The organism is Paenibacillus sp. J22R232 (assembly GCF_056269165.1).
On the sequence record NZ_JBWDNK010000014.1, the window covers coordinates 31,818 to 54,016 of the forward strand.

At 52.3% G+C, this 22,199-nt stretch carries 10 protein-coding genes; 9 read left to right on the forward strand and 1 reads right to left on the reverse strand.

From position 1 onward, the window contains the following. Positions 1-12: 12 nt before the first annotated feature. From AC0YN3_RS26985 to AC0YN3_RS27025, 9 genes are all read left to right on the forward strand, one after another. Positions 13-1,329 carry an S-layer homology domain-containing protein gene (locus AC0YN3_RS26985; RefSeq protein ID WP_475778005.1) on the forward strand — a complete coding sequence of 439 codons (1,317 nt, stop codon included), beginning with the start codon at positions 13-15 and terminating at the stop codon, positions 1,327-1,329. A gap of 658 nt (positions 1,330-1,987) precedes the next feature. Beyond that, positions 1,988-7,150, forward strand: coding sequence for an S-layer homology domain-containing protein (locus tag AC0YN3_RS26990; protein ID WP_475778006.1), 5,163 nt, complete (start codon positions 1,988-1,990; stop codon positions 7,148-7,150). Positions 7,151-7,484: 334 nt separating this feature from the next. Then, positions 7,485-9,188: a response regulator gene (locus AC0YN3_RS26995; protein ID WP_475778007.1), complete on the forward strand. Its 1,704-nt coding sequence runs from the start codon at positions 7,485-7,487 to the stop codon at positions 9,186-9,188. Between the two features lie 38 nt (positions 9,189-9,226). Then, positions 9,227-10,951 carry a sensor histidine kinase gene (locus tag AC0YN3_RS27000; RefSeq protein WP_475778008.1) on the forward strand — a complete coding sequence of 575 codons (1,725 nt, stop codon included), beginning with the start codon at positions 9,227-9,229 and terminating at the stop codon, positions 10,949-10,951. A gap of 213 nt (positions 10,952-11,164) precedes the next feature. Further along, on the forward strand, positions 11,165-12,112 hold the full coding sequence (locus AC0YN3_RS27005; protein ID WP_475778009.1) for an ABC transporter permease: 948 nt from the start codon (positions 11,165-11,167) through the stop codon (positions 12,110-12,112). 13 nt (positions 12,113-12,125) lie between these two features. Then, positions 12,126-13,028, forward strand: coding sequence for a carbohydrate ABC transporter permease (locus AC0YN3_RS27010; RefSeq protein ID WP_475778010.1), 903 nt, complete (start codon positions 12,126-12,128; stop codon positions 13,026-13,028). A gap of 200 nt (positions 13,029-13,228) precedes the next feature. After that, a complete protein-coding gene (locus AC0YN3_RS27015; protein ID WP_475778011.1) occupies positions 13,229-15,202 on the forward strand; it encodes a type 2 periplasmic-binding domain-containing protein in 1,974 nt (657 codons plus the stop codon). A gap of 118 nt (positions 15,203-15,320) precedes the next feature. Then, the gene (locus AC0YN3_RS27020) at positions 15,321-18,749 is read left to right on the forward strand and encodes a carbohydrate-binding protein (protein WP_475778012.1); all 3,429 of its coding nucleotides are present in this window, start codon (positions 15,321-15,323) and stop codon (positions 18,747-18,749) included. Positions 18,750-18,763: 14 nt separating this feature from the next. After that, positions 18,764-20,959, forward strand: coding sequence for a hypothetical protein (locus AC0YN3_RS27025; protein ID WP_475778013.1), 2,196 nt, complete (start codon positions 18,764-18,766; stop codon positions 20,957-20,959). A gap of 128 nt (positions 20,960-21,087) precedes the next feature. Here the strand turns inward: AC0YN3_RS27025 and AC0YN3_RS27030 are convergent, their stop codons facing one another. Next, the gene (locus tag AC0YN3_RS27030) at positions 21,088-22,065 is read right to left on the reverse strand and encodes a tRNA dihydrouridine synthase (protein ID WP_475778014.1); all 978 of its coding nucleotides are present in this window, start codon (positions 22,063-22,065) and stop codon (positions 21,088-21,090) included. Positions 22,066-22,199: the final 134 nt, after the last annotated feature.

The following is a 22,199-nucleotide window of genomic DNA, read 5'->3' on the forward strand; positions in this document are numbered from 1 at the left end:
AGCAGTGTTCAGATGGAAAAGGACATTTCAATGAAATATTCCGATGGTGTCATCAACTATATCTTTCTTGATATGACCGCGAGCGGAAAAGATGATTCTATGCTTCAAAATATCGGAACTGCTGTTTTCCAAGCTAGAAACAACGGAACTTTCAACTTTTCTTTAGGCAGCTTCATTGTAACCAATAAAGATGCGTCACAGCGGTATATTGAACCGTTTGAAGATGTGCAAATCATTGTTGGCTCTGGAATAAAGGAAGCCTCAAAATCTTCACTATATGAAGATATTGTTGCTGCAAAATCTTTACTTGGTTCAGTTACAATTGCGGACAATCCCAAAACCATATATAGCCCGGATTTTTGGTATTCAACAAAATCCGCTCAAAATTTAAGGATTGTTATTGCGGAGGCTGAGGCTGTTTTTGATAAAAAAGATGCTCTGGCCTCGGAAATCACAGAAGCAATCGAAAAGCTTAGCATTGGCATTTCCAATTTTGAGAACTCAAAAATTATCGGTCCGAAACGTTGGGCTGCCTCGGATAGTAATAACACAGTTAACTATTCTGTTATAGCTTCTGTTGAAGGAGGAAATGGCAAAATTGCGGATGGCTTTGAAGCTCAAACCATTCGTGCAACAACCTCTGCAACCATCAGAATGATTCCCGATGAAGGGTTTGAAACCGAATATATCTATATCAACGGCGAAAGATTTATAGGCCGTGACATTTACACCATTCCAGAGGTTAGCCGTGACACAACTGTTGTTGTTACATTTGCGAGAAAAACGCCTTTTACAGATATAGCACATGACGATTGGTTCTATTTTTCTGTTAGGTATGCTTATAACGAGGGGCTATTTACGGGAACTTCTGAAACAAAATTTTCGCCCTCTGGGAAAATGAACCGTGCAATGCTTGCCACTGTAGTATATCGTATGGAAAATCAACCAAATGTTAAATATTCAGATGTGTTCTCTGACGTTCAAAGCGGTCTTTGGTATTCAGATTCTATTATTTGGGCAAACCAAAACCAAATTGTTAACGGATATGGTAAGGGTAAATTTGCTCCCAATGATGCAATCACTCGTGAGCAAATTGCGGTTATGCTTTATCGATACGCAAATGGTAAAGGGTCTAACCTTCAAACCGAAATTTCAAGCTTGAGCTTCAAAGATGCAAATGAAATTTCAGACTTTGCCAAAGCGTCAATTACTTGGGCTGTGTCAAAGGGCATTATGAAGGGCAACTCCGATTTGACTCTAAATCCTTCTGGTCTTGCAACCAGAGCAGAGGTTGCCACTATGCTCCAAAGGTTTAAAGAGTTGGAATAATCCTCGGCTATTTTGACCTTGCAGTACCCAGATTTAGCCTTACCCTTCTCTGGTGACCGAGCATGCTCTCTCATCAATGATCGGAATCCGCGCTTTAACTTTTGCGCCACGTTTGCGGATAATACGATGGCCAAGGAAAACAAAACCATCAATTACATGCGTAATATGTGTTTTGTCCATATACAGTGTGAGTTTCATCCGGTCTTCTAGATAAGAACGGCATAATTCTCTTACTTCGTTAGCGTGCGCCTATTACATCAGCCACCATCCTTGACAGTACTTAGGTACCGTCAAGGATGGTGGCTTTTTGTTTGAAAATATTTGAAGCATATACCTGAATAATAGCATGCTCACAACGTGCCCACATTTTGCCCCCAAACTCTACCCACACATCATACTCACGCGGTTTTATCGAACTAATTTTTAAAGGAAATCGGACAATGTGTTTCCGAGAAAAGCGGATGGATAGCGTTCATAAACGATAAGACCGCTTCCCAAATGATGGGGGGCAGTCTTTTTGGCTTATTTTCCGTTTGGTAACTATAGATTAGCCGGATATCTCCATAGCTCCTCCGAATATTCACTATATCCGGAATCTGGAGAGGGCTATACTTTAGGCGTAAATCAATCTATCGATGAATCAATGAGGAGGAAAAAAATGAAACAGACAAGGCTTAAACGATGGACCGTAGGCATGATCGCGGCGATGACCTTCTTGATGACCTGCGCGCCATTACCCGCCGCGAAGACGGCCGAGGCCGCAGCGGGCTCAAGCGCCGTCGTCAACGCATATGATCTTGCGACACGCGGCGCATGGAACGGTGTATACGGCCGGGACGGGTACGTGTTGTTCGGTTATGAGGGCAGAGATGCCGATCCGATGGAGAATCAAGGGGAGACAAGCAAAGAAATCGCTTTGTACGACAGCGATTTGACCATGCAGCCGGCTTACGTGCAGGAGCAAGATGGCAACATCTATACCGTTACCGCAGGGGCTCGCGCATGGCTCAAATCGGATGACGTCAGCGGCAACGGGGCAGTACTGGATCCGCCGTCCGGCAGCGGGCTTACCAAGACGAATGCCTTTATCTCAAGAGGGACGCCGGGAAGCGACGGGGACATTCGGCAGTTCGCGTTCACGCTCGGGGATAACGAGGAGCATTTGTTTTCGGTTTATTTTGCGGGGGACATGAATTATAAGTATTACACGATAAAGGATTTGGAAGGCAATAATCTTGTGAATACATTCCGTGGAATGAAAACGCTTACTCCTTCATTGGCCGATGCGCCTGGTTTACCTGAAGGGGCAAATAGCCTGGGAGATCAAGGCGCATACATCACGTTCAAAGTAAAAGGGAGCTTCGTTTTCGAGGTGATGGGCTCGTGGAACGAAGGACCGTCCGGGATGTTCTTCGATCCTGTCGATTCCGTCGATCCCGTCTCAGACGCCGAGGTGTCGCAAGTCAGCGTCGACAAGTCGACCAAGGGAGATTGGATCGGTAATTACGGTCAGGACGGACATATTTTGTTGGGATACAACTATCCGGATGCCGTTCCGGGCGATAATCCGGTTTGGGATACATGGCTGTTCATGGATCCGACGATCCATGATTACGTGTCGAAGCCGAATTATCTAGATCAATTCACGTACAATGTCAACGGAAGCTTGTGGGCCAGAAGTTCGACGAGCGACGAAGCCAGCTTAAGCGTTCCGGCCGGCGCCGGGTCGCCTGCCAAACATGATACCTATGGAGCCGGAGGCTCTCCGGGACAATTCAGCTTCGTTCTGGACGATCAGGCTTGGCATCAATTCACGGTCTATAGCAATGCCGTTCCGCAAAATGCGGTGGAATTCTCCTTCCTGGACAACAACGGCAACGTCATGCTTCCTAACCATTCGATTAAGCCGGATATGTTTATCGACGGCGTTTATTTGACCTATTATGTTAAAGGCAGCTTTACACTGAAGGTAACCAAAACAGACAGCGACATGACTTTCGGTCCACAGGCATTCTTCTTCGACGAACCGGCGGTTTATGACCTCGAAGGGTTTACCGGCGAGTACCAATCGCCTCGCTCCGCTAAGCTGAGCTGGAGCGGCGGGGACGCGGGTTCGATCGCGGTCATCGAACGTTCCGCGCAGGCAGAGGGTCCTTTCGTTCAGGTAGGTATGACGGATGCCGCGGACGGCGCTTATGTCGATTCCGATCTGGGAACCAGCAGCACATATTTCTACAGATCGCGCGTCAAAGACGACGGGCGTTATTCGTTACCCGGCGACAGCGTCGTGTCCGTCGATATGCCGGAATACCAAGCCACGGCTTTGCAGTTTGACTCCGTGACTTATGAGGTGTCAGAATCAGGCTCCCCTGTTGAGCTCAATGTGGCGTTAACATCCGAGGGCCTTCCTGTGAGCGGCAAAACGGTAGAGTTCAACTTGTCCGGCAGAACGGTCGGTGATTATATTCCCGCCTCATTAGGTTCGGCCGTAACCGATGACGACGGAGTGGCGACGCTGAGCATCACGCCCAATTATATGGGCAGCTTTACCGTCACGGCCTCGTTTGCTGCGGATGACGAGGATCAGTTGGCAAAATCGACTGAAGATGTTGCGTTGACGATTGGGGGCGAGGCCTGGGAGCTTCCGCCGGTCGTCTACAAGCTATCGGATGGGGTGAAGCCTGGCGAGCTAATCTCTATTAACGGCTACGGTTTGAAAGCCGGCGATCCGGACGATATACAGGTCGTGATGAAGGCTTACAACGGCAATGGTTCCTTGCCTGCAATGCCGCCGGCCGACGGAACGCCTGCGGCAATCAAGCAATACGACGGTCGCGATGGCTACTTCCTCGTAGCCGAGTTCCCGGAGCAACTGACCACAGGCATATACACCGTCTGGATCAACAACGGAAACGGATGGAGCGCGCCTATGTTGCTGAACGCCGCGCGTCCGTTGTTCATCTCCGAATATGAAGCATGGGAAGGGCAGACGATCGATCTATCCGGACGCAACCTGATGGCAGAGCAGTTCGGAATGGATTCGGCGACGCGTCTGCGACTCGTTAACGCCTCCCGTTCGGTCGTGCAGAAGATCGATCAGTACTCGCCATATTCTTTGCGCTTTAACGTTAAGGCGCCGATCGGCAAATACACCGTAGAGGTGAGCAACAACGACGGCTTGAGCTGGGCGCCGCTGGCCAGCGGACAAACTTTGGACGTGGTAGAGGTAGGCAGGGATCCGCTTGGATTAGGCGTCGCTTGGGCTAACGTGTTCGATTGGGACAATCGTTATGACGTAACCGACTTCGGAGCTACCCCTGGAGACGGCGTGGACGATACGGTCGCCGTGACGGACGCGATCGAGGCAGCGAAGGCTTCCGGCGGCGGGGTCGCCTATTTTCCGTCGGGCATGTACGAGCTGAGCCGGGTTCCGATGTATGCGGACATTGTGCTGCTGGGCGAAGATAGGGATTCGACGCATCTCGTCTATACGGGAGCGGGAGTCAATATGTTCGAATCCGAAGGCGACGGCGCGGTGGAAGGCCGATATGGTGTGTCCGGGTTTACGGTGGGACTCTCCGATAACGCCAAGCGCCCGGATATGTTTTTCGCTTTCGGGCAGCCATGGAGCGAAGCAGCCGGCAATATGGCCTTGCGCACGGCCAGCGAAATGTTTATCGACAATATCAAATTGGACTATACGCTGGATACCGGCTACGGACAGGCGAACCCGGATCCTTACGCGGGCATGCGTGGATTGGCCGTCGTCATTATCGGCAAAGAACGGTTTATCGTCCGCGACTCCGAGCTGAGCGGCTGGTCCGCCGGCATTACGCATGCTTATCTTAACGAATATACGACTTATTTTAATAACAAGCTGGACTACGCGCACGAAGGTTACTTGCAGACCGTTGCCAACTACTCGTTCATGAACGGCAACATTGTGCACGGACGCGGATGGCAGGCGGGAGTGCTCAAAGATTCGCACGGTCTGTTCGCCCGCGCCAACGTGCACATGGAAGGCAATCAGGTGTACGACGTTGGAAGTGACTATAACGATGGAGAAAGTTATGCTGTAGACAGCCCAGGAGGCAACTTCAACACCGGTTATGTCATCAACGCGACCGAGAACACGTTGACGACTGCTCCGCTTATGCCTCATCGGGACTACTCCATTATGTACAATACGCTAGGCGTGCAAATTACGGACGGCCGGGGCATGGGGCAGTGGCGGGAAGTGGAAAGCATTGACGGCAATGTCATTACAATTAAGGGCAGCTGGGACGTCGTTCCTGACGGCAACAGTGTGTTCACGCTTATTTCACCTAACGACAATGTAACCATCTACAATAACTTTGCGGAAAATACGAGCAAGGGCATTTATATTTTCGGTAACGCGGTTGACACGGTGGTAGCTGGCAACGACGCGGTCGATACGGAAGGCGCGTTTGTCTGGACCGCATTGATTAAACAATCGGCGGCTCTGGTCACCGCCATGCATGTCGCGATTCGCGACAACGAGTTCGCTGGCGTGTCGCCGAAAACACGCACAGGCGGCATTCTTCTTAATACGCAGCGTTACGGTTCCGAGGGCCGGTATTATTCGGTAGGTGCAAACAATATCGAAATCCGCAACAATGCTCTTACTGGTGTGCCAAGCGCCGTGCCTAACAATTTGTCAGAGGCGCCGCAAGAATCCGGAATCGTATTCTGGTCGGGGCTCAAAAGCTCGGACTTGATTACGGACGGTTATAGCGGCGATGCGACCAACCTGCTCGTGCAGAATAATATCCTGACCGACTTTAACAAGGGCATTAGCGTAACGCTTGGAGATTATGGCGTCATTACCGCAGAAAATTCATTCCATAATGTCGCGACCGAATTGTATCATGCGGGCAAAGACCGGGTTGCCGGAGAAGTTGAAAATCTGGTTCAGCTGGAAGGTGAGGCTTCGGTGGATGTCGGCGATCTGAGACGGCTGTACAATACGGAGATTGCTCGGGGCAGAAGCGCTTCGAGCTATACAAGCCAGACATGGGAAACTTATTCCTACAGTCTCGCGGCCGCGGAGGAGATCGTAGCCTTATCGACGCCGCGCAACATAGACATCAGAAACTCCTTATATGCGCTTCGTTCTGCCGCTGCAGCGTTGGAAACCATTCCGGCCTCTCACGGCGGCGAGGAGCCACAACCGAATCAGCCTGTCCAATCGGAAGAGCGTTGGCCGGAAAAAGGTGAAAACGTTACTTATACCGGATCCTATCTGTCTCCGAATAAAGAAGGTCTTCTCGAGCCCGACCGCAAACTCACGAGGGGCGACGTGGCCGACATGATCTACAGTTTGTACGAGAAGCCGCAATCCAAGCTGGACACGGGTGTACTGAAGCAATTCCGGGATGTAAGCCCCCTGCACAAACAGGCAGAAGCGATCGCTTTCTGTACGCAGCTTGCATTCATGCACGGTTATCCAGACAACAGCTTGAAGCCAGAACGATTGATCACGCGGGCGGAATTTATATTAATGGCGCTTAAGCTGCGGAGTCTTTCGCTAACCTCAGGCGAAGCGTCATTCGTCGACATCGAGGGGCACTGGGCACAATCGGCGCTGGAGCTGGCTTATGGCAACGGTCTGATAGCCGGTTATCCGGACGGCAACTTCAAGCCGAACCAGACTTTATCCAAAGCCGAGGCTGCTACCATTATAGCCCGGATTCTGCAGCGCTCATCGGAATGGACGGGAGTCCAGACGTTCCCGGATCTTCCAGAGAGTCACTGGGCCTACGGTTCGTTAATGAACGCGGCCAATGGTCAACAAAAATAAACCAGCCGTCAAACCATCCAAAAACCTCCTCATTGGCCGCAATGAGGAGGTTTTTATTTACCGCATCAGAAAGTTTAAGTTCTTTAAAGTGATAAAGAGAAAAGCGATTTTTTTTTGATTGGCGATAAAAACTCCCGCATAAACGCGGTCGCAAATCGTCGAAGTACACCGATAGGAATATTTCTCATGCAGCGACAAGAAACAAGCTATAATGAGTGAATAATAGAGCTCCGAATAGCGGCATCTGTTCTCCTGATATGGACTGGATTTGACGGGAACTCCATCCTACCATTAGAAGTGAAAACGCTTAACTGAAGACAAAGGGGGAGCGCTTATGTTCAAGCTGATCATTGTAGATGACAATAAATACGAACGTATGGGCATTAAGCAAGCGGTAGACTGGGGGGCGCTGGAAATCGAGGTAGTCGGCACGTTCGCTAACGGAGCGGAAGCGCTTGCTGGCGTCGGAGAGCTTCATCCCGATTTGATCGTCACCGATATCGCTATGCCGATGATGAACGGAATCGCGCTCGCGGAGCGCGTGAGGGATCAATATCCCGATATAAAAATGATATTTACGAGCTGCCACAGCGATTTCGAATTTGCGAAATCGGCGGTAAACCTAGGGGTTTACGGCTACGTGCTTAAGCCAATCATCTCCGGCGAGCTGGAGTCCGCGGTGCGGAGTGTGCTTGGCGAGATGACCGAACGTGAACGAAGAGAGCGAGAGCGGGCCGGCATGCTGCGTCAACTCGAGGGAATGCTGCCGCTCGTGCAGGAGCAGTTCTTCAAGGAGCTGCTGCTCGGCAATTTCCGCGACGAAAGAGACATTAGCGAGCGAATCGGCTTTCTCCACGTGTCCGTGCCGGATAATTCGAGCTTTGCGGTGCTTGCCCTGGACGTTAGGGAGAAAGAAGAGTCGACGAGCGGGGAGTCCTCCCGCAGCGTTGTGGATACCTACTACCAATCGTATACGATTAAGAAGGCGGTTAACGCCCTGGAGCGGGGAGCCGCCCTTGGCGCGGTATCCGGGGAATCGGATGGAGCGCCGCGTCCCGATTCCGATTCGAAACGCCAGGGTCTCGTGTCCGCTTATCCGGTACAGATGGCGGGAGACTCCTTTGCCGTTCTTTTGTTCGGCGAGTCGGAGCAATTTCTGCAGACGACGGTTAATTTGCACCTGATGATAACGGAGCGGCTGGACCGCTCCGTAACGATCGGCATCAGCGAGGCGTCGTCTTCGCTCTCCGCCATGGCTGAGCTATATCGGCAGGCTCGGCAGGCAGCGCTGACAACCTTCTACGAAGGCAGCAGCCCGATTATCGTCTATTCGGAAATCGAGGACCGCGCGGAGCGCAGTCCGTTCGACGCGATGCCGGGGCTAGAATCGTTGTACGGAGACGTGAAGGTGTTGCTGTCTTACGGCGGGGAAGAGGTCATCGACGAGTTTTTGGACAAATACATGTCTTTGCCCGGAGGAGGCGTCCCGCACGAAAGCTACGTCAAGGTGTTCTCCTATTTGACGCTCAATCTAGTGAACGTGCTGCTGGAGGAGGCGAACAAATCGCTGAAGGAGCTGCTAGGCGAGGAATCGGCGGATTGGAGCTACTTTAACGTCCCCGCTCCCGCTCCCGCCAAGGAAGCGCGGGTTTGGCTGCGGCGAATTTTCGCGACGCTTCGCGAAGCGCTCGCCGAACGCAATCCGACCAAAAATCAGAAAGTGATCGATCAAATTCGGGACATCATCGGACAGCGGTACGGAGAGGCGCTTACGATCGAGGATATTTCCAAATCCGTTTACCTGAGCGGACGTCATGCCAACCATATTTTCAAGAAGGAGACGGGCCAGACGATCTTCGATTATTTGATCGACTACCGGATCGGCATAGCCAAAGGGCTCTTGAAGGAGCAAGACAGCAAAGTGGCCGTCGTCGCGGAAGCGGTAGGGTACGTCAACACCTCCTATTTCTGCCTGGCCTTCAAGAAAAACGTCGGCATGACCCCGGCGGAATACAAAAATAAATCCATGCTGCGCTAATTTGTGCGGGGCATGCCTCCCGGGAGGGGTCTTGCACCATGTTTCTATTCGGCAAGCTCAAGTATCGACATAAAATCGCGTCCATTATTTTTATCTTTTCGTTAATTCCGATGCTCGTGCTCGGCTCGGTGCTGTTCATTAACGTCTGGAATGAGAAAGTGGACGACATTCTGGAGAAAAACGAGGCCCTGCTCGCAGGTAGCGTGGCAGGAGTCGACAATTTGCTTACTTCGAACGTCGATATGCTGCTGTTCATTAACAGCAACTTCTATATTAATAATTATCTCGAAACGAAGACCGATCAGAATCTGGTCGGCATCATGTCGTTTAACGATTATTTGCAAAGCGTGGTCGGGGCCGTCAAGGCGGATATGAAAAACGACAGCGTGATCATCTATTCGATAAGCGAGCATACGCTAAACGGCGATTATTTGCGCAGATTCGATTCTTTGGGGAGCTATGAGCCGGACGGAGGTTCAAAGCTCCGCCAGGATATTCTAGCCTCCGATCCGGGCAACGTCTTCTGGAGATTGTCTGCTTTAAACGGGCTAGGCGCTCCGGAGGATCGAACTTACATTTACCTCTACAAAACGCTGGCTTCCTTCCGAGGCCCGCTCGCTGTGACGGAAATTCGGGTTCCCTTCCCTACCATTCGGAGGCACTTCGACGTTGAGCTGCCGTTGAACACGTCGATTGCATTCGACTCCAACATAGGCGGAGGACGGTTTCCCATTTCGGGCCCGGATGAAGTCGAGGCGGCCGCCGCCCATTCGGAAGACCAGTACGCCATTCGGCTCGACTTAAAGTCGGGGATCGGGACGGTCGCAATGTACATCCCGAAGTCTCTTGTCATAAGAGAACTGGATTCCTATTGGATCGGAGCGGTCGCCATGCTGCTCGGGGTCTCGATCATTCTGTTCCTGATGGTAGAGGTTGTGTCGTTTTACCTGACTCGCAAGCTAGAGGTGCTGTTCCGCCGCATGAATACGACCGTCGAAAATTTGCTCCAAAACGATCATTTGCAATTTTCCACGACCGACGACGAGTTTAGCCGCATGGGCAACGTCCTCCACGAGCTGATCGTTCGCGTACGGGATTATTATAAGCGCATTAATGATTACGAGACGGAACGCACCGTGCTTGAGACCCAGCTCCTGCAAGAGCGCGTCAATCCGCATTTTCTATACAATACGCTATCGACGATGAAGTGGCTAAGCGGTGACGAACGCATACGCGGCGTCATCGACTCCATGGTCCGTTATTACCGAATCGCGCTTAACAAGGGCAGCAGCATCATTACGATCGATCAAGAGCTGGAGATGATGCACGAATATTTGGAGCTGCAGAAATTCGCCTACGGCAACGATTTTGCGTTCCATATCTATGTCGAGAAAGGGCTGGGCGATACGCCTATGCTGAAGCATCTGCTGCAGCCCGTCGTGGAGAATGCCGTATTGCATGGCATTAACGGGCGCGAGACCGGGGGAAGCATCTCCATTCGGGTCGAACGGGGGATGCAAGGAGAGACGGCTTCGGACGAGGTCTGGATCCATATATCCGACAATGGCGAAGGGATTCAGCCGGACAAGCTAAGTACGATCATGAGAGGCGAGACCGACGCCGACAGCATGTACGGCGGCTATGGCATGCTCAACACGAGGAAACGGATCGAGGTCTACTACGGCAAGCCGTACGGCATCGAGATCGACAGCAAGCCAGGCAAAGGGACGACGGTAACGCTGCGCATACCGGCAGCCGCATAGCATATATGCTAGAGACGAACAGAATATCGACATGGATAAGAGGAGTCTATCGCGGTAGCGGCAGGCTCTTCTTTCCTTTGCAGCAGCTTCTAGCTTTCTTACAGGCGACTATAATGTCCGAATTCAGCTATATGAGCTCCGTTTATTTACTATAACCGTTACTCGCAATGCAATAGAATGAGAGCAACACCTACGATGAAAGGAGTTGGAACCTTGTACGAAGAAATTGCTACCAGCCATACCGCCAAGCCGAGCGGAAGCAGATTCATGCGGGCGCTGCGCAAAAACTCGTTCGGCTATATGCTCATGCTGCCGTCGGTCGTGTTAACGTTCATCTTCGCTTACGTGCCAATGCCGGGCATTATCGCGGCTTTCAAAGACTACAATATTTTCTTGGGGTTATGGAATAGCCCATGGGTCGGGATGGAGCACGTCCGGGAGATCTTCGAGACGCCAATGCTGAGGCAGGCAATTATCAATACGCTGGAGCTTAGCGTGTTGACGGTTCTCGTAGGCTTCCCAGCACCGATCATTCTCGCTTTGATGATTAACGAGGTGAAGGACGGCTTATTCAAACGATCCGTGCAGACACTCAGCTATTTGCCCCACTTCCTGTCCTGGATCGCCGTCGTCGGGCTTGCATACTCGTTCTTCGATCTCTACGGTCCGCTTAACGATCTGCTGCTCAAGCTTTCGGGCGGTGAAGAGGAGAGGGTCATGTTCCTCTCCAAACAGGAGCTGTTCCTGCCGTTTCTGCTTCTGCTAAGCGTCTGGAAGGAAATTGGCTGGGGGACGGTCGTTTACTTGGCAGCCATTACTTCCATCGATCCCAGCTTGTACGAAGCGGCTAAGATCGACGGAGCCAACCGATGGAAGCAGCATCTCTACATTACGTTGCCCGGACTAAAGATGACGACCATTCTGCTTCTTATCTTCACTCTCGGCACGTTGTTCACGAGCAACTTCGAGCTTGTATACGGCATGCAGAACGCCTTTATCAGCTATGACGTCATCTCGACGATCGTTTATTCGTCCGGTATTCAGCAGGGCAATTATTCAATGGCGGCAGCGGTAGGTTTCCTGCAAGGAATTGTGGCGCTTCTCTTAACCGTTGGAGCCAACACGATCGCCAAAAAAACGACCGGAATTTCGATCTGGTAAGGAGGTTGCTCCATTGAATCATGAATCACTGACGTATCGCATCTTCAAAGTAGGCAACGCGGCGTTGCTCACCCTGATCGTAGTCGCCATGGTGTTCCCGTATCTTAACGTGCTCGCTTACGCGCTCAACGATCCCGTGGATTCGCAGTTCGGCGGCTTAACCTTTTATCCCAGAGAGCTATCGTTCGCCAACTTCGAGATGCTGCTATCGAACTCGGCCATCATCCAGTCGACGTTCATATCCGTGCTCCGGGTCATAATAGGCACTGCCTTCGCCCTGCTCATTCAATATACGAGCGCCTACGCATTCACGTTGAAGGGACTGCACGGCAAAGGAGCCATACTGATTTTCCTAATGATCCCGATGTATTTCGGCGGCGGACTCATTCCCGTCTACCTGCTGTATTCCAAGATGCATCTGCTCAATAATTTCCTGGTCTATATTCTCCCGGTTTCGTTCAGTTTGTACAACATGGTCATCATCCGTTCGTTCTTGTATACCATCCCAGACAGTCTGGCCGAATCGGCCCGGATCGACGGAGCGAACGAGTTTGTCATCATGCTGCGCATCTACGTGCCATTATCGATGCCGATCCTTGCGGTTATGGCTTTATGGACGGCTGTTTATCACTGGAATGACTGGACGACGACGCTTTATTTCGTCACGGATCAGAAGTTGAACACGTTGCAGTATATTCTGATGCAAATTCTGAAGGAGGGCGAGCGGATGGCGAGCATGTTCCAGGAGGCGATCCGGGCAGGCATCTCGTCCGGCATGAATACGCAGACTCAGGTGACGCCGCAGGCCATTCGCGCCGCCAATATCATATTGACGACGATCCCGATCGTAATCGTGTATCCCTTTCTTCAGAAACACTTCGTCAAAGGCATTACGCTCGGAGCCGTTAAGGAATAGGGGCAAGGTGAACGGCTGTAGCCATCATTGGCGGCGCAGCACGTTTCCTTCCTAGCATTAAGGCCCAGTATGGAGAAAACATGTTTTCATATTATTCAAGATCAACCACGGTATGATGCCGGATTTGGTATGATGAAATATAAACCGCATGCACAGATTCGGCATGATATAGATGCAAATTCATTCTAGGGGGAGTAAGCATGAAATTACGGACGCGCAATGCGGTTATGTTGACTACGGCCGCAGCCCTGCTGATGTCGCTGGCGGCGGGCTGTACGAACGGAGGCAACGGCGGAGAAGGAACGACGGCTCCGACCAACGCGACAAATGAAAACGTTTCCGAGGAAAAAGCTTATTACGACATGTACGATGCGGTGACCGACAGCTCCGAGCTGCCGGACTGGACGGGCAAACAGCTCAAACTGAAGATCTGGTACGCCCACGGTACGGGAGACGCCAAACGGCCGGTGCCTACGGAGGATATCGTCAGTCCGGAGATTAAGCGGGTAACAGGCATCGAGATCGACAAGGACGGCTCGTTCGACAACGGCGGGCAAGCGATCGACGTGAAGCTCGGGATGATCAACGCGGCGAGCGACTGGCCCGAGCTTGCGTTCGTCACCGACTCCGGCATGGGGAGCCTTAAGGACATGTTCGCCGCAGGCAAAGCCTATGACCTGACGGAGGCGATCGAGAAGTATGCCCCGAACCTGCAGAAGCGCCTGAGCTTCGAGACGTTCCCTTATGTCAAACGTTTCTCGACCAACAACGACCAGGATGGAAGCATCTATTCGTTCCCGACTCAGATGGGGGATCCTGACCGTTCGCTCAAAATCATGGATCCATCGTTCGTTACTCCGAACGCGCTCGAAGGCACGGACCAATTCATCTGGGTGCGTGATGATCTTTTGAAGAAGCTGTATCCGGAGGCCAAGACGCAGGATGAGATTGATGCGCTGTTCGTCGAGAAGGGCGGCAAGTTCAGCAGAGAAGATATCTACGACGTTCCGGTTAAGACGACGGAAGACTTCACGAAGCTGATGTACGATATGCAGCAATTAATCAAGACCGAGAACATTACGGAGAACGGCAAGCCGGTCGAGGTAAGCTACGCATTCGGAGGTCAAGATAACTGGGGTACGCTGGCTGTTCTGTCCAACCTGTACGGCCGCATGCCGAAAGGCAGCAACTACTTCACCTACTTCGACAAAGAGACGCAGCAGATCGAATTTATGTTCCAACAGCCATTCTTCAAAAATATCGTCCAGGACTTCAACAAGCTTGTACGCGACAAGGTGATGGATCCGAACTCGCTCGTCGAAAACAACGCGATGCATTTGGAGAAAATCAACAACGGTCAATACGCGATTGCTTATCTGTACGATCAGCCGGACGAGAACGTGATGAAAGCCGCCGGCAAAAGCTATCGCTACCGCAAGGTATTCCTTGATTCTCCGGTCAACACGGCAAAATTTATTTCGCCGATGGGCGGCGTCAAAAACAATATCGGCGTCGTGATCTTCAAGGACAGCGTGAAGGAAGAGGATTTGCCGCAGGTTGTCCGTTTCTTGGACTACATGGTATCCGAGATCGGCGAGAAAATGTACACTTGGGGACCAAAGAGCGCCGGTCTGTTCGACGAAGTAGATGGCAAACGCGTGTTCAAGGACAAAGAGCTCGAGGATGCCATGGTTTACAACAAGGACAACGGCAAATCGCTCCATTACAACTTGGCGAACACGAGACTGGCATCGACGAACGTTTATGGCGGCGGCTGGCCTTATTATCCGACCTACATGTGGGGCGGCTCGAACGTATCGCCGTTCTACAGCTACGAACGTGTCTTATCGCCCTCCGAGGCAAGAAACTTTTTCGATCCGGGCAATTTGCCTAACAATTCGTATTCGGATCTAGGCATACCGATCAATAACGACATGCAAATTTGGAATTTCTTCGGTGTAGTACCGGAATCCGACCAATTCTGGAAAGGCCGCGACGCCTTCGAGAAGGCATTGACCAAGACGCTTGCAGCCCGCGACGACGCGCATTTCGAAGAGCTGTGGAAGCAGTTCAGCGAAATCGCTGAGAAGAACGGCGGCAACGAGGATTTAAGGAAAAAGATCGACGACTATTTCAAACAGGCGAACAAAGATCAGCTTGATGCGCTGAAATAAGGAACTACCCCCGGTTTATCCATCGGCCAAAGCGGCTTGATGGATAGCCGGGGGATTCAATACGACATCTTAGTAACCGCTTACATATTTAAGAAACCATTTTGTCAGGAGGCTAATTATGTACGCTTGTATTGGAAGTTCCCTACGAAACAGCTTGTCCCGATTGTTGGTTATGGCCATGTTATTGACGCTGGTAGCCGTTCTCGACGTTCGCACGGTCCATGCCGCGGACGCGCCCGAGATTCACCGGATGTCGGACGCCGTGCAGGCAGGCAAGACATTTACGATCACCGGCTGGGACATGACGGCAGCCTCGCAGGATGTAGCGATCAAGCTGGATTCGACGAACACGTCTCCGGCTACGCCGCCCGGCGATGCCTTGCACCCGACCATTATCCAGAGCGATCGCAAAGGGAATTACGTCACCGTAACGATGCCTGACGGCGCAGCCGCCGGCGTCTATAATGTATGGGTTAAAAACGCGACAGGCTGGAGCGCTCCGGCCAAGATCAATACGGCTCGCGCGATCTGGATCTCCGAGAAGCAAGCTTGGTCCGGTCAAAAAATAACGATCGTCGGACGTAACTTCGCGGGGTCCGAGTTCGGAGCGGGTAACGGAACCGCCGTACGTTTAAAGAACAGCTCGAACACGGTGAATCAGACCATATCAGCCAGCAATGCGTACATGGCCGAGTTCTCCGTCTCGTCCAGCACGCCGCTAGGCACATACGACGTCGAAATTTCGAACGACAGCGGCGTTCACTGGAGCAAGCCTAGCAGCGGACAGCAGCTGCAAGTCGTCTCCGTGGGAAGCGATCCGCTTGGGCTTGGCGTCGCTTGGGCGGGCAACTTCAACTGGGCGAACCAGGTGAATGCGAGCTCGTACGGCGCGACCCCGAACAGCGGCGTCGACGAAACCGCCGACATTCAGGCTGCCATCGACGCTGCGGGAGCGGATCCGAATGGGGGCGTCGTCTATCTGGCCGACGGTACGTATCGGATCACGTCCTTGCATCTCTCGCGTAAAGTGGTGCTGCGAGGTCAAAGCCGCGCGGGTACGATTCTGCAGTATATCGGGACGGGCGGCGTCTCGGCTATCGATAGCAAAACGAACTTCGGTCAGGTCGGCATTGCCAATCTGACGGTAACGATCGCGCCAGGCCACGCGAGCCGGCCGGACATTTTCCTAATCCTCGGTTCTCCGTGGGAGGTATTGGACGGAAGCGGCAATCCTACCTATCCGGCGGGAAATGTATTGCAGCGCACGGCCGAGCAAATGTTCCTTAAAGGCGTGAAGATCGACTACGATCTTGGTACGAACGGCGCGCCCGGGCAGCGCGGCTTCCCAATGATGACGCTTGGCAAGGAACGTTTTCTAGTTGCGGACAGCGACTTCCGCGGTTTTGCGGGTTACGCCCATAACTATGTCAACCAATATTCTTCGTTTACGAACTCGTATATGGAATTCAGCTTCGGCGTCTACGTCAATACGGCGGAATATTACGTCGCGACGGGTAACACCCTCATCGGACATACCGCCGTCAATGCCGAAAAACACGGGTTGTCGGTACGCGCCAACAACTACTTGGCGGACAATACGATTATCGGCATGCGCTCCGTGGCGAGCGGGCTTGTCGACGGACACGATAACGATGGGGAAGCGATCATGTCGGAAGCGCCGGGCGGTTATTTCAACTACGGCACGGTTAGCTCCGCAAGCGGTCTTAGCGTCACGGTCAGCGCGGATCGCACGTTGATCGCTCCAACCGTCATGTACAGTTATCCCGCCATTCAGATCATCGACGGGACTGGGCTGGGACAATTGCGCAGAGTAACGGGCATCTCCGGCAACACGATTACGGTCGACAAGGCTTGGGACAAAATGCCGGACAGCACGAGCAAATGGACACTCATTACGCCTAACGAACATACGACTGCCTACAATAATACGATTACCGATAACGACAAAGGCATCTGGCTGTTCGGCAATGCATACGACAGCGTAGTGGCCAACAATACGTTCCTGGATTCGGAAGGGGTCTTTATCTGGAGCGTGAATGTCAAAAACGCGAACGAATCCACCTTATCGCCCAATTACTTCAACAGGGTGAGCGGCAACGTCCTGACGGGCGTTTCCCCGCTTAGCAAAAACTCGGGCGTGGGAGTTGCGTCGGAGCGATTCGACAACGGCGGCGGCCATTATCTCGCCGTGCAAGCATTCGGCAACGAATTCAGGGGCAACGACCTGACAGGTACGAACGAAACGCCTGTGGGCAACAGCATTACCGAAGCGCCGGCTTACAACACCGGCATCTACATCTCCACGGCGGATATTGGATATTACGACGGCAACAACGACGTGACGGTATCGGGAGATACGACAAACACGATCGTTGAGGACAACACGGTCCGCAACAAGCAATACGCGGTCACATTGACTCATAACAGCTACGGAACGGTTCTAGCGGGAAACAAAACCGCAAACGTAACCAGCGCCTTCGTTAACAATACCGGTGCGCACAATACGTACAATGCCAACAATGCCGGGTCCGCGGCTTCTCAATCGACTGTTGCAGCTCCTACTTTCACGCCGGCAGCTGGCGCGTACAGCGCGCCGCAAACTGTGACGATTGCTTCGTCGACGACCGGAGCGACGATCCGTTACACGACGGACGGCAGCACGCCGAATGCGAATTCGCCAATCTACCGAGCGCCGTTGACCGTAACGCCGCCGCAGACCGTCAAAGCGGTCGCGAGCAAAGCGGGCATGCTGAAGTCGGCGGTTTCGACGGCTGCGTACACGGCTTCGGGCGGCGGCGGAACGGTGACGCTGCAAGCGGAAAGCTATGACGACATGAACGGCATCGTCAATTTCGGCTCTACGATCGGCGATCTTCATAACGGGGATTGGATCAAGTTTAGCAACGTGAACCTGGGAAGCGGGTTTGCTACGCTGCGGACGCGGTTCACGAACGGGGACGTGTCGGCCAAGACGGCCGAAATAAGGCTGGACAGTCTGACGGGGACGCTGATCGGCACGATCTCGACGCCGCCGACGGGAGGCTGGAGCAATTGGACTGAAACGGTGAGCTCGCTTACAGGGGCTAGCGGCACGCATGATATTTACATCCAATTTTCCGGCATGACCGACTTCGACTGGTTCCGGTTCGAGGACAGCGTGAGCGCTCCGACGCCGGTTACGATCCAAGCGGAGAGCTATAGCAGCAGCAATAGCGTCTCCAACTACGTGACGACGATCGGCGGACTGAATCCGGGCTCTTGGGTGAAGTATAGCGGCGTCAATCTCGGGAGCGGCTTCTCGCAGTTGAAATTCAGATTCACGAACGGCGAATCCACGACCAAGACGGCTGCTGTGCGCTTGGATAGCTTGACAGGTACGCAAATCGCGACCATTACGACGCCTGCTACAGGCGGCTGGAGCAATTGGACAGAAGGAACGGCTTCGCTTACGGGAGCGAGCGGCATCCACGATATATATATTTTGTTCTCGGGCGCGACCGACTTTGATTGGTTCCGATTCGAGTAAGGGAGATAAAAACGATGACAATGGCACCTATTATGCTGCTGATCGACACATCGATGGCGGCTCAACCTGACAGCATACGGCTTGCCGTTGCGGACATCGCGGGAAAGGGCTTCGACGCGATCGCGCTTGAATTTCGGAATTGCAGCTATAACGAATTCGACGACATCGGCCAAAGGGCCATGCGCACGACGGAGGAGGAGGCCCGAAAGCACGGCCTCGCCTTCATCCAGATTATACCCTGGCCGGGATTGCGTCTCCTCAAGCGTTATCCCGAGGCCAGACAGAAGTGGATAAGCGAGCACACGGGCTCCATTAGAAACGGCAAGCTCGAGATTAGGTTGAACGATCTCGAGTCTGCCGGACATATTGATATGCGGCCGGTATACGAAGGCATCGCCAAAGCGTTTCTCATCAAGCGGGAAGGGGGAATCATTCGGGAGGCAAAAGATATTACCGCGGAATTGCGGGATGTCTCCCTCGCCATAACGAGCCGCTCCGATCTGAGCGGAACGTACGACGTGGACGGCGAAGTGTTGCTGTATGCGTCTTACTCCACCGATTACCCCGACTTCGCGAGTTCCAACATGACCGAGTCCATTGACGAAACGCTTGCTTGTTATCGGGGAATGAAGCTTGACGGCTTCGCCATGGACGAATTCGGGGCCGGCAGTAAGAAGGAAGACGTCTACCTGGGCGGAGCCGCTTTTTTGGAAGCATTTCGCCAGAGCTTCGGCTATGACTTTCTCGATCGAATCTATCTGATGCGGCACGAGGCGGCGGAGGAGAGCTCGGGCAAGCTCCGTTACGACTATTACAACTTGACGGTTGAGCTGACATACCAAATTCAAAAGCAGGTGAGGGAGCGATACGAAGAGCAGCATGGCCAAGCATCCTTTATGGGATTCCACAGCACGTGGTGGGGCGAAGGAAACTCCGGCGATTTGTGGGCAGGCAACATCGACTACTTTAAGCTGACGGATAATCTGAGCGGAGGGTTCGTCGATTCGCAGTACGATGCGGAGCGTACGATGCTCTCCATGACGATGCTCGCGGAGTCGCTTGCGAAATATTCGGACAGCGGCCTGGCGTACAACATGTGCTGGGATCGCGAACCGACCACCGGAAAGATGAACTATTACCATCGTTTGCTTGCCGCCCGCAACGTTCGCTGGGTCGCCCATGCTTACGGGCATTCCGGTCCATTCGGACCCGGCTATCCGCATCATCCCACTTGGGAGATGACGAGGCGTTGCGTCGCCATGCAAAGGGCGATGCAGCGATTTGTAGGCAAAGCCGTCAGCCGTCCGCGGGTCGCCATGATGTACGCATGGGAATCGGTCGCCCATCGTAACGATCCGTTTATGCACTACCATCGCCTGAGCATGAAGGCGCTTCTGCATAAGCTGATGCTGCGTCACGTAGAGGTCGATGTCGTGCCTACCTTCGAAGAGGATCTCACGCGTTACGACGCGTTGATCGTGCTTTGGCCGGCCATGTTGCCGGAGGCAACATGGGAGAGAATTAGGCGCTATGGCGAAATGTCGGGGAAGCGTCTAATCTTTATCGGCCCGCCTGCGGCTTGCACGACGGAGGGCAGGGATATCTCCGCCGAGTTTGCGGAGCTAACCGGAACGGCGGTCCAAGGGTGCGCTAGCGCTGATAGGAGTAGCGCGCAAGCCCCTCTCGAGACCGAATATCCGGGAGAATACGAATATGTCGCTTGGGATCTCTGGTTTACGAACGACCGAATTCCAATGAAATGTTTCCCCCTATCCATTGCGGGAGGCGCTGGCGATGCCAGGGTAACAATCAGGCATGACGATCTGTCCATTGCAGCGCGAAAAGGCAATGTCGACTATTATGCGTTCGAGCTGCCGCTCACACCTTATTGCGATTCCCTGCTGCATGAGCTGGAAGGATACAAGGAACTGTTGCTGCCTCCTAACATAATCTCCAAAATCGCTTATGACGATGACGGAACCATACTGACGTTGATGCCGCAGCTGGGCGGAGAGTTAAATGTATCGTTCCGCTACGCAGGTATCGGGTTTGAAATTCGCGGCGGCGGTCTGATCGGCCTCCGGATACTGAGCGGGCGTTTATCGGCGGCGATCAGCGAGGAAGGAGCGGAACTGTACGCGAATGGGGAGCAGGTAGATGAATCGTTGATAGAGAGGATGGATAGGCTGGCGCCGAAGTTTAGTAGCTAGCGGCTAGACCGGTAATGTAAGAAACGAAAAGCCGACTTTCCAACCGCATGCGGAAGGGAGTCGGCTTTTTATTGCTCGCCCCTTTATGAGGAATAAGCGGTTCGGGACCGTGCTGCTGGTCAACTGTTTTAATCTAAATCTTGATCTAATAAAGGCATGACTAAACGACGGACTTCATCGGTTGACGAAGTATCCATTAATTGGGTTCTTAGTTCGCTTGCGCCTCTAAACCCGCGAACATAGATTTTGAAGAAGCGAAGAAGCGGTTTAAATGGACGCGGCAGATGTTCTTTTGAATATTGATCGTGAAGATCCAACTGTAAAAGTAGTAAATTGAGAAAATCCTTTGCGCTATGTTCTTTGGGCTCTTTTTCAAAAGCAAATGGATTGGTGAAAATACCGCGGCCAATCATGACACCATCAACGCCGTATTGTTCCACTAATTTTAATCCTGTTGCGCGGTCAGGGATATCTCCATTAATGGTTAACAACGTATTCGGTGCGATTTCATCGCGTAATTTTTTTATTTCAGGGATGAGCTCCCAGTGCGCCTCTACTTTGCTCATCTCTTTTTTTGTACGAAGGTGAATGGAAAGATTCGCAATATCTTGTTTCAATATATGCCCTAACCAATCGCGCCACTCGTCAATATCATGGTAACCCAATCTTGTTTTAACGCTAACCGGCAATCCGCCTGCTTTGGCTGCTTGAATAATTTCGGCTGCAAGTTCAGGATGTTGGATTAACCCGGAACCCTTCCCATTGGATGCGACGTTTTGGACGGGGCAGCCCATGTTTAAGTCGATACCGCGAAAACCGAGCTTTTTCATATCGATACTCATCTGTTCAAAAAATGCAGGCTTATTGCCCCAAATATGAGCGACGATCGGCTGCTCATCTTCTGTGAACGTTAGCCGGCCACGAGTGCTATCTCTTCCTGCAGGGTTGCAATAACTATCTGTACTTGTGAATTCCGTGAAAAATACGTCTGGTTTTGCAGCTGTGCTGACGACGTGACGAAATACAACATCTGTGACATCTTCCATTGGCGCTAATATAAAAAATGGCTTTGGCAAATCAAGCCAAAAATTTTGTTCGTTACTCATAATATCTCCTCTTGTTGCAATATATAAAAACATTAAAAGCGGTAGTAAAGTCCTTTACCCATCATACATAATATCATTTTTTTTCATTCGATGCACAGAATCCATCAAGTGAGCGTGCTTCGAGCGTGCTTCGC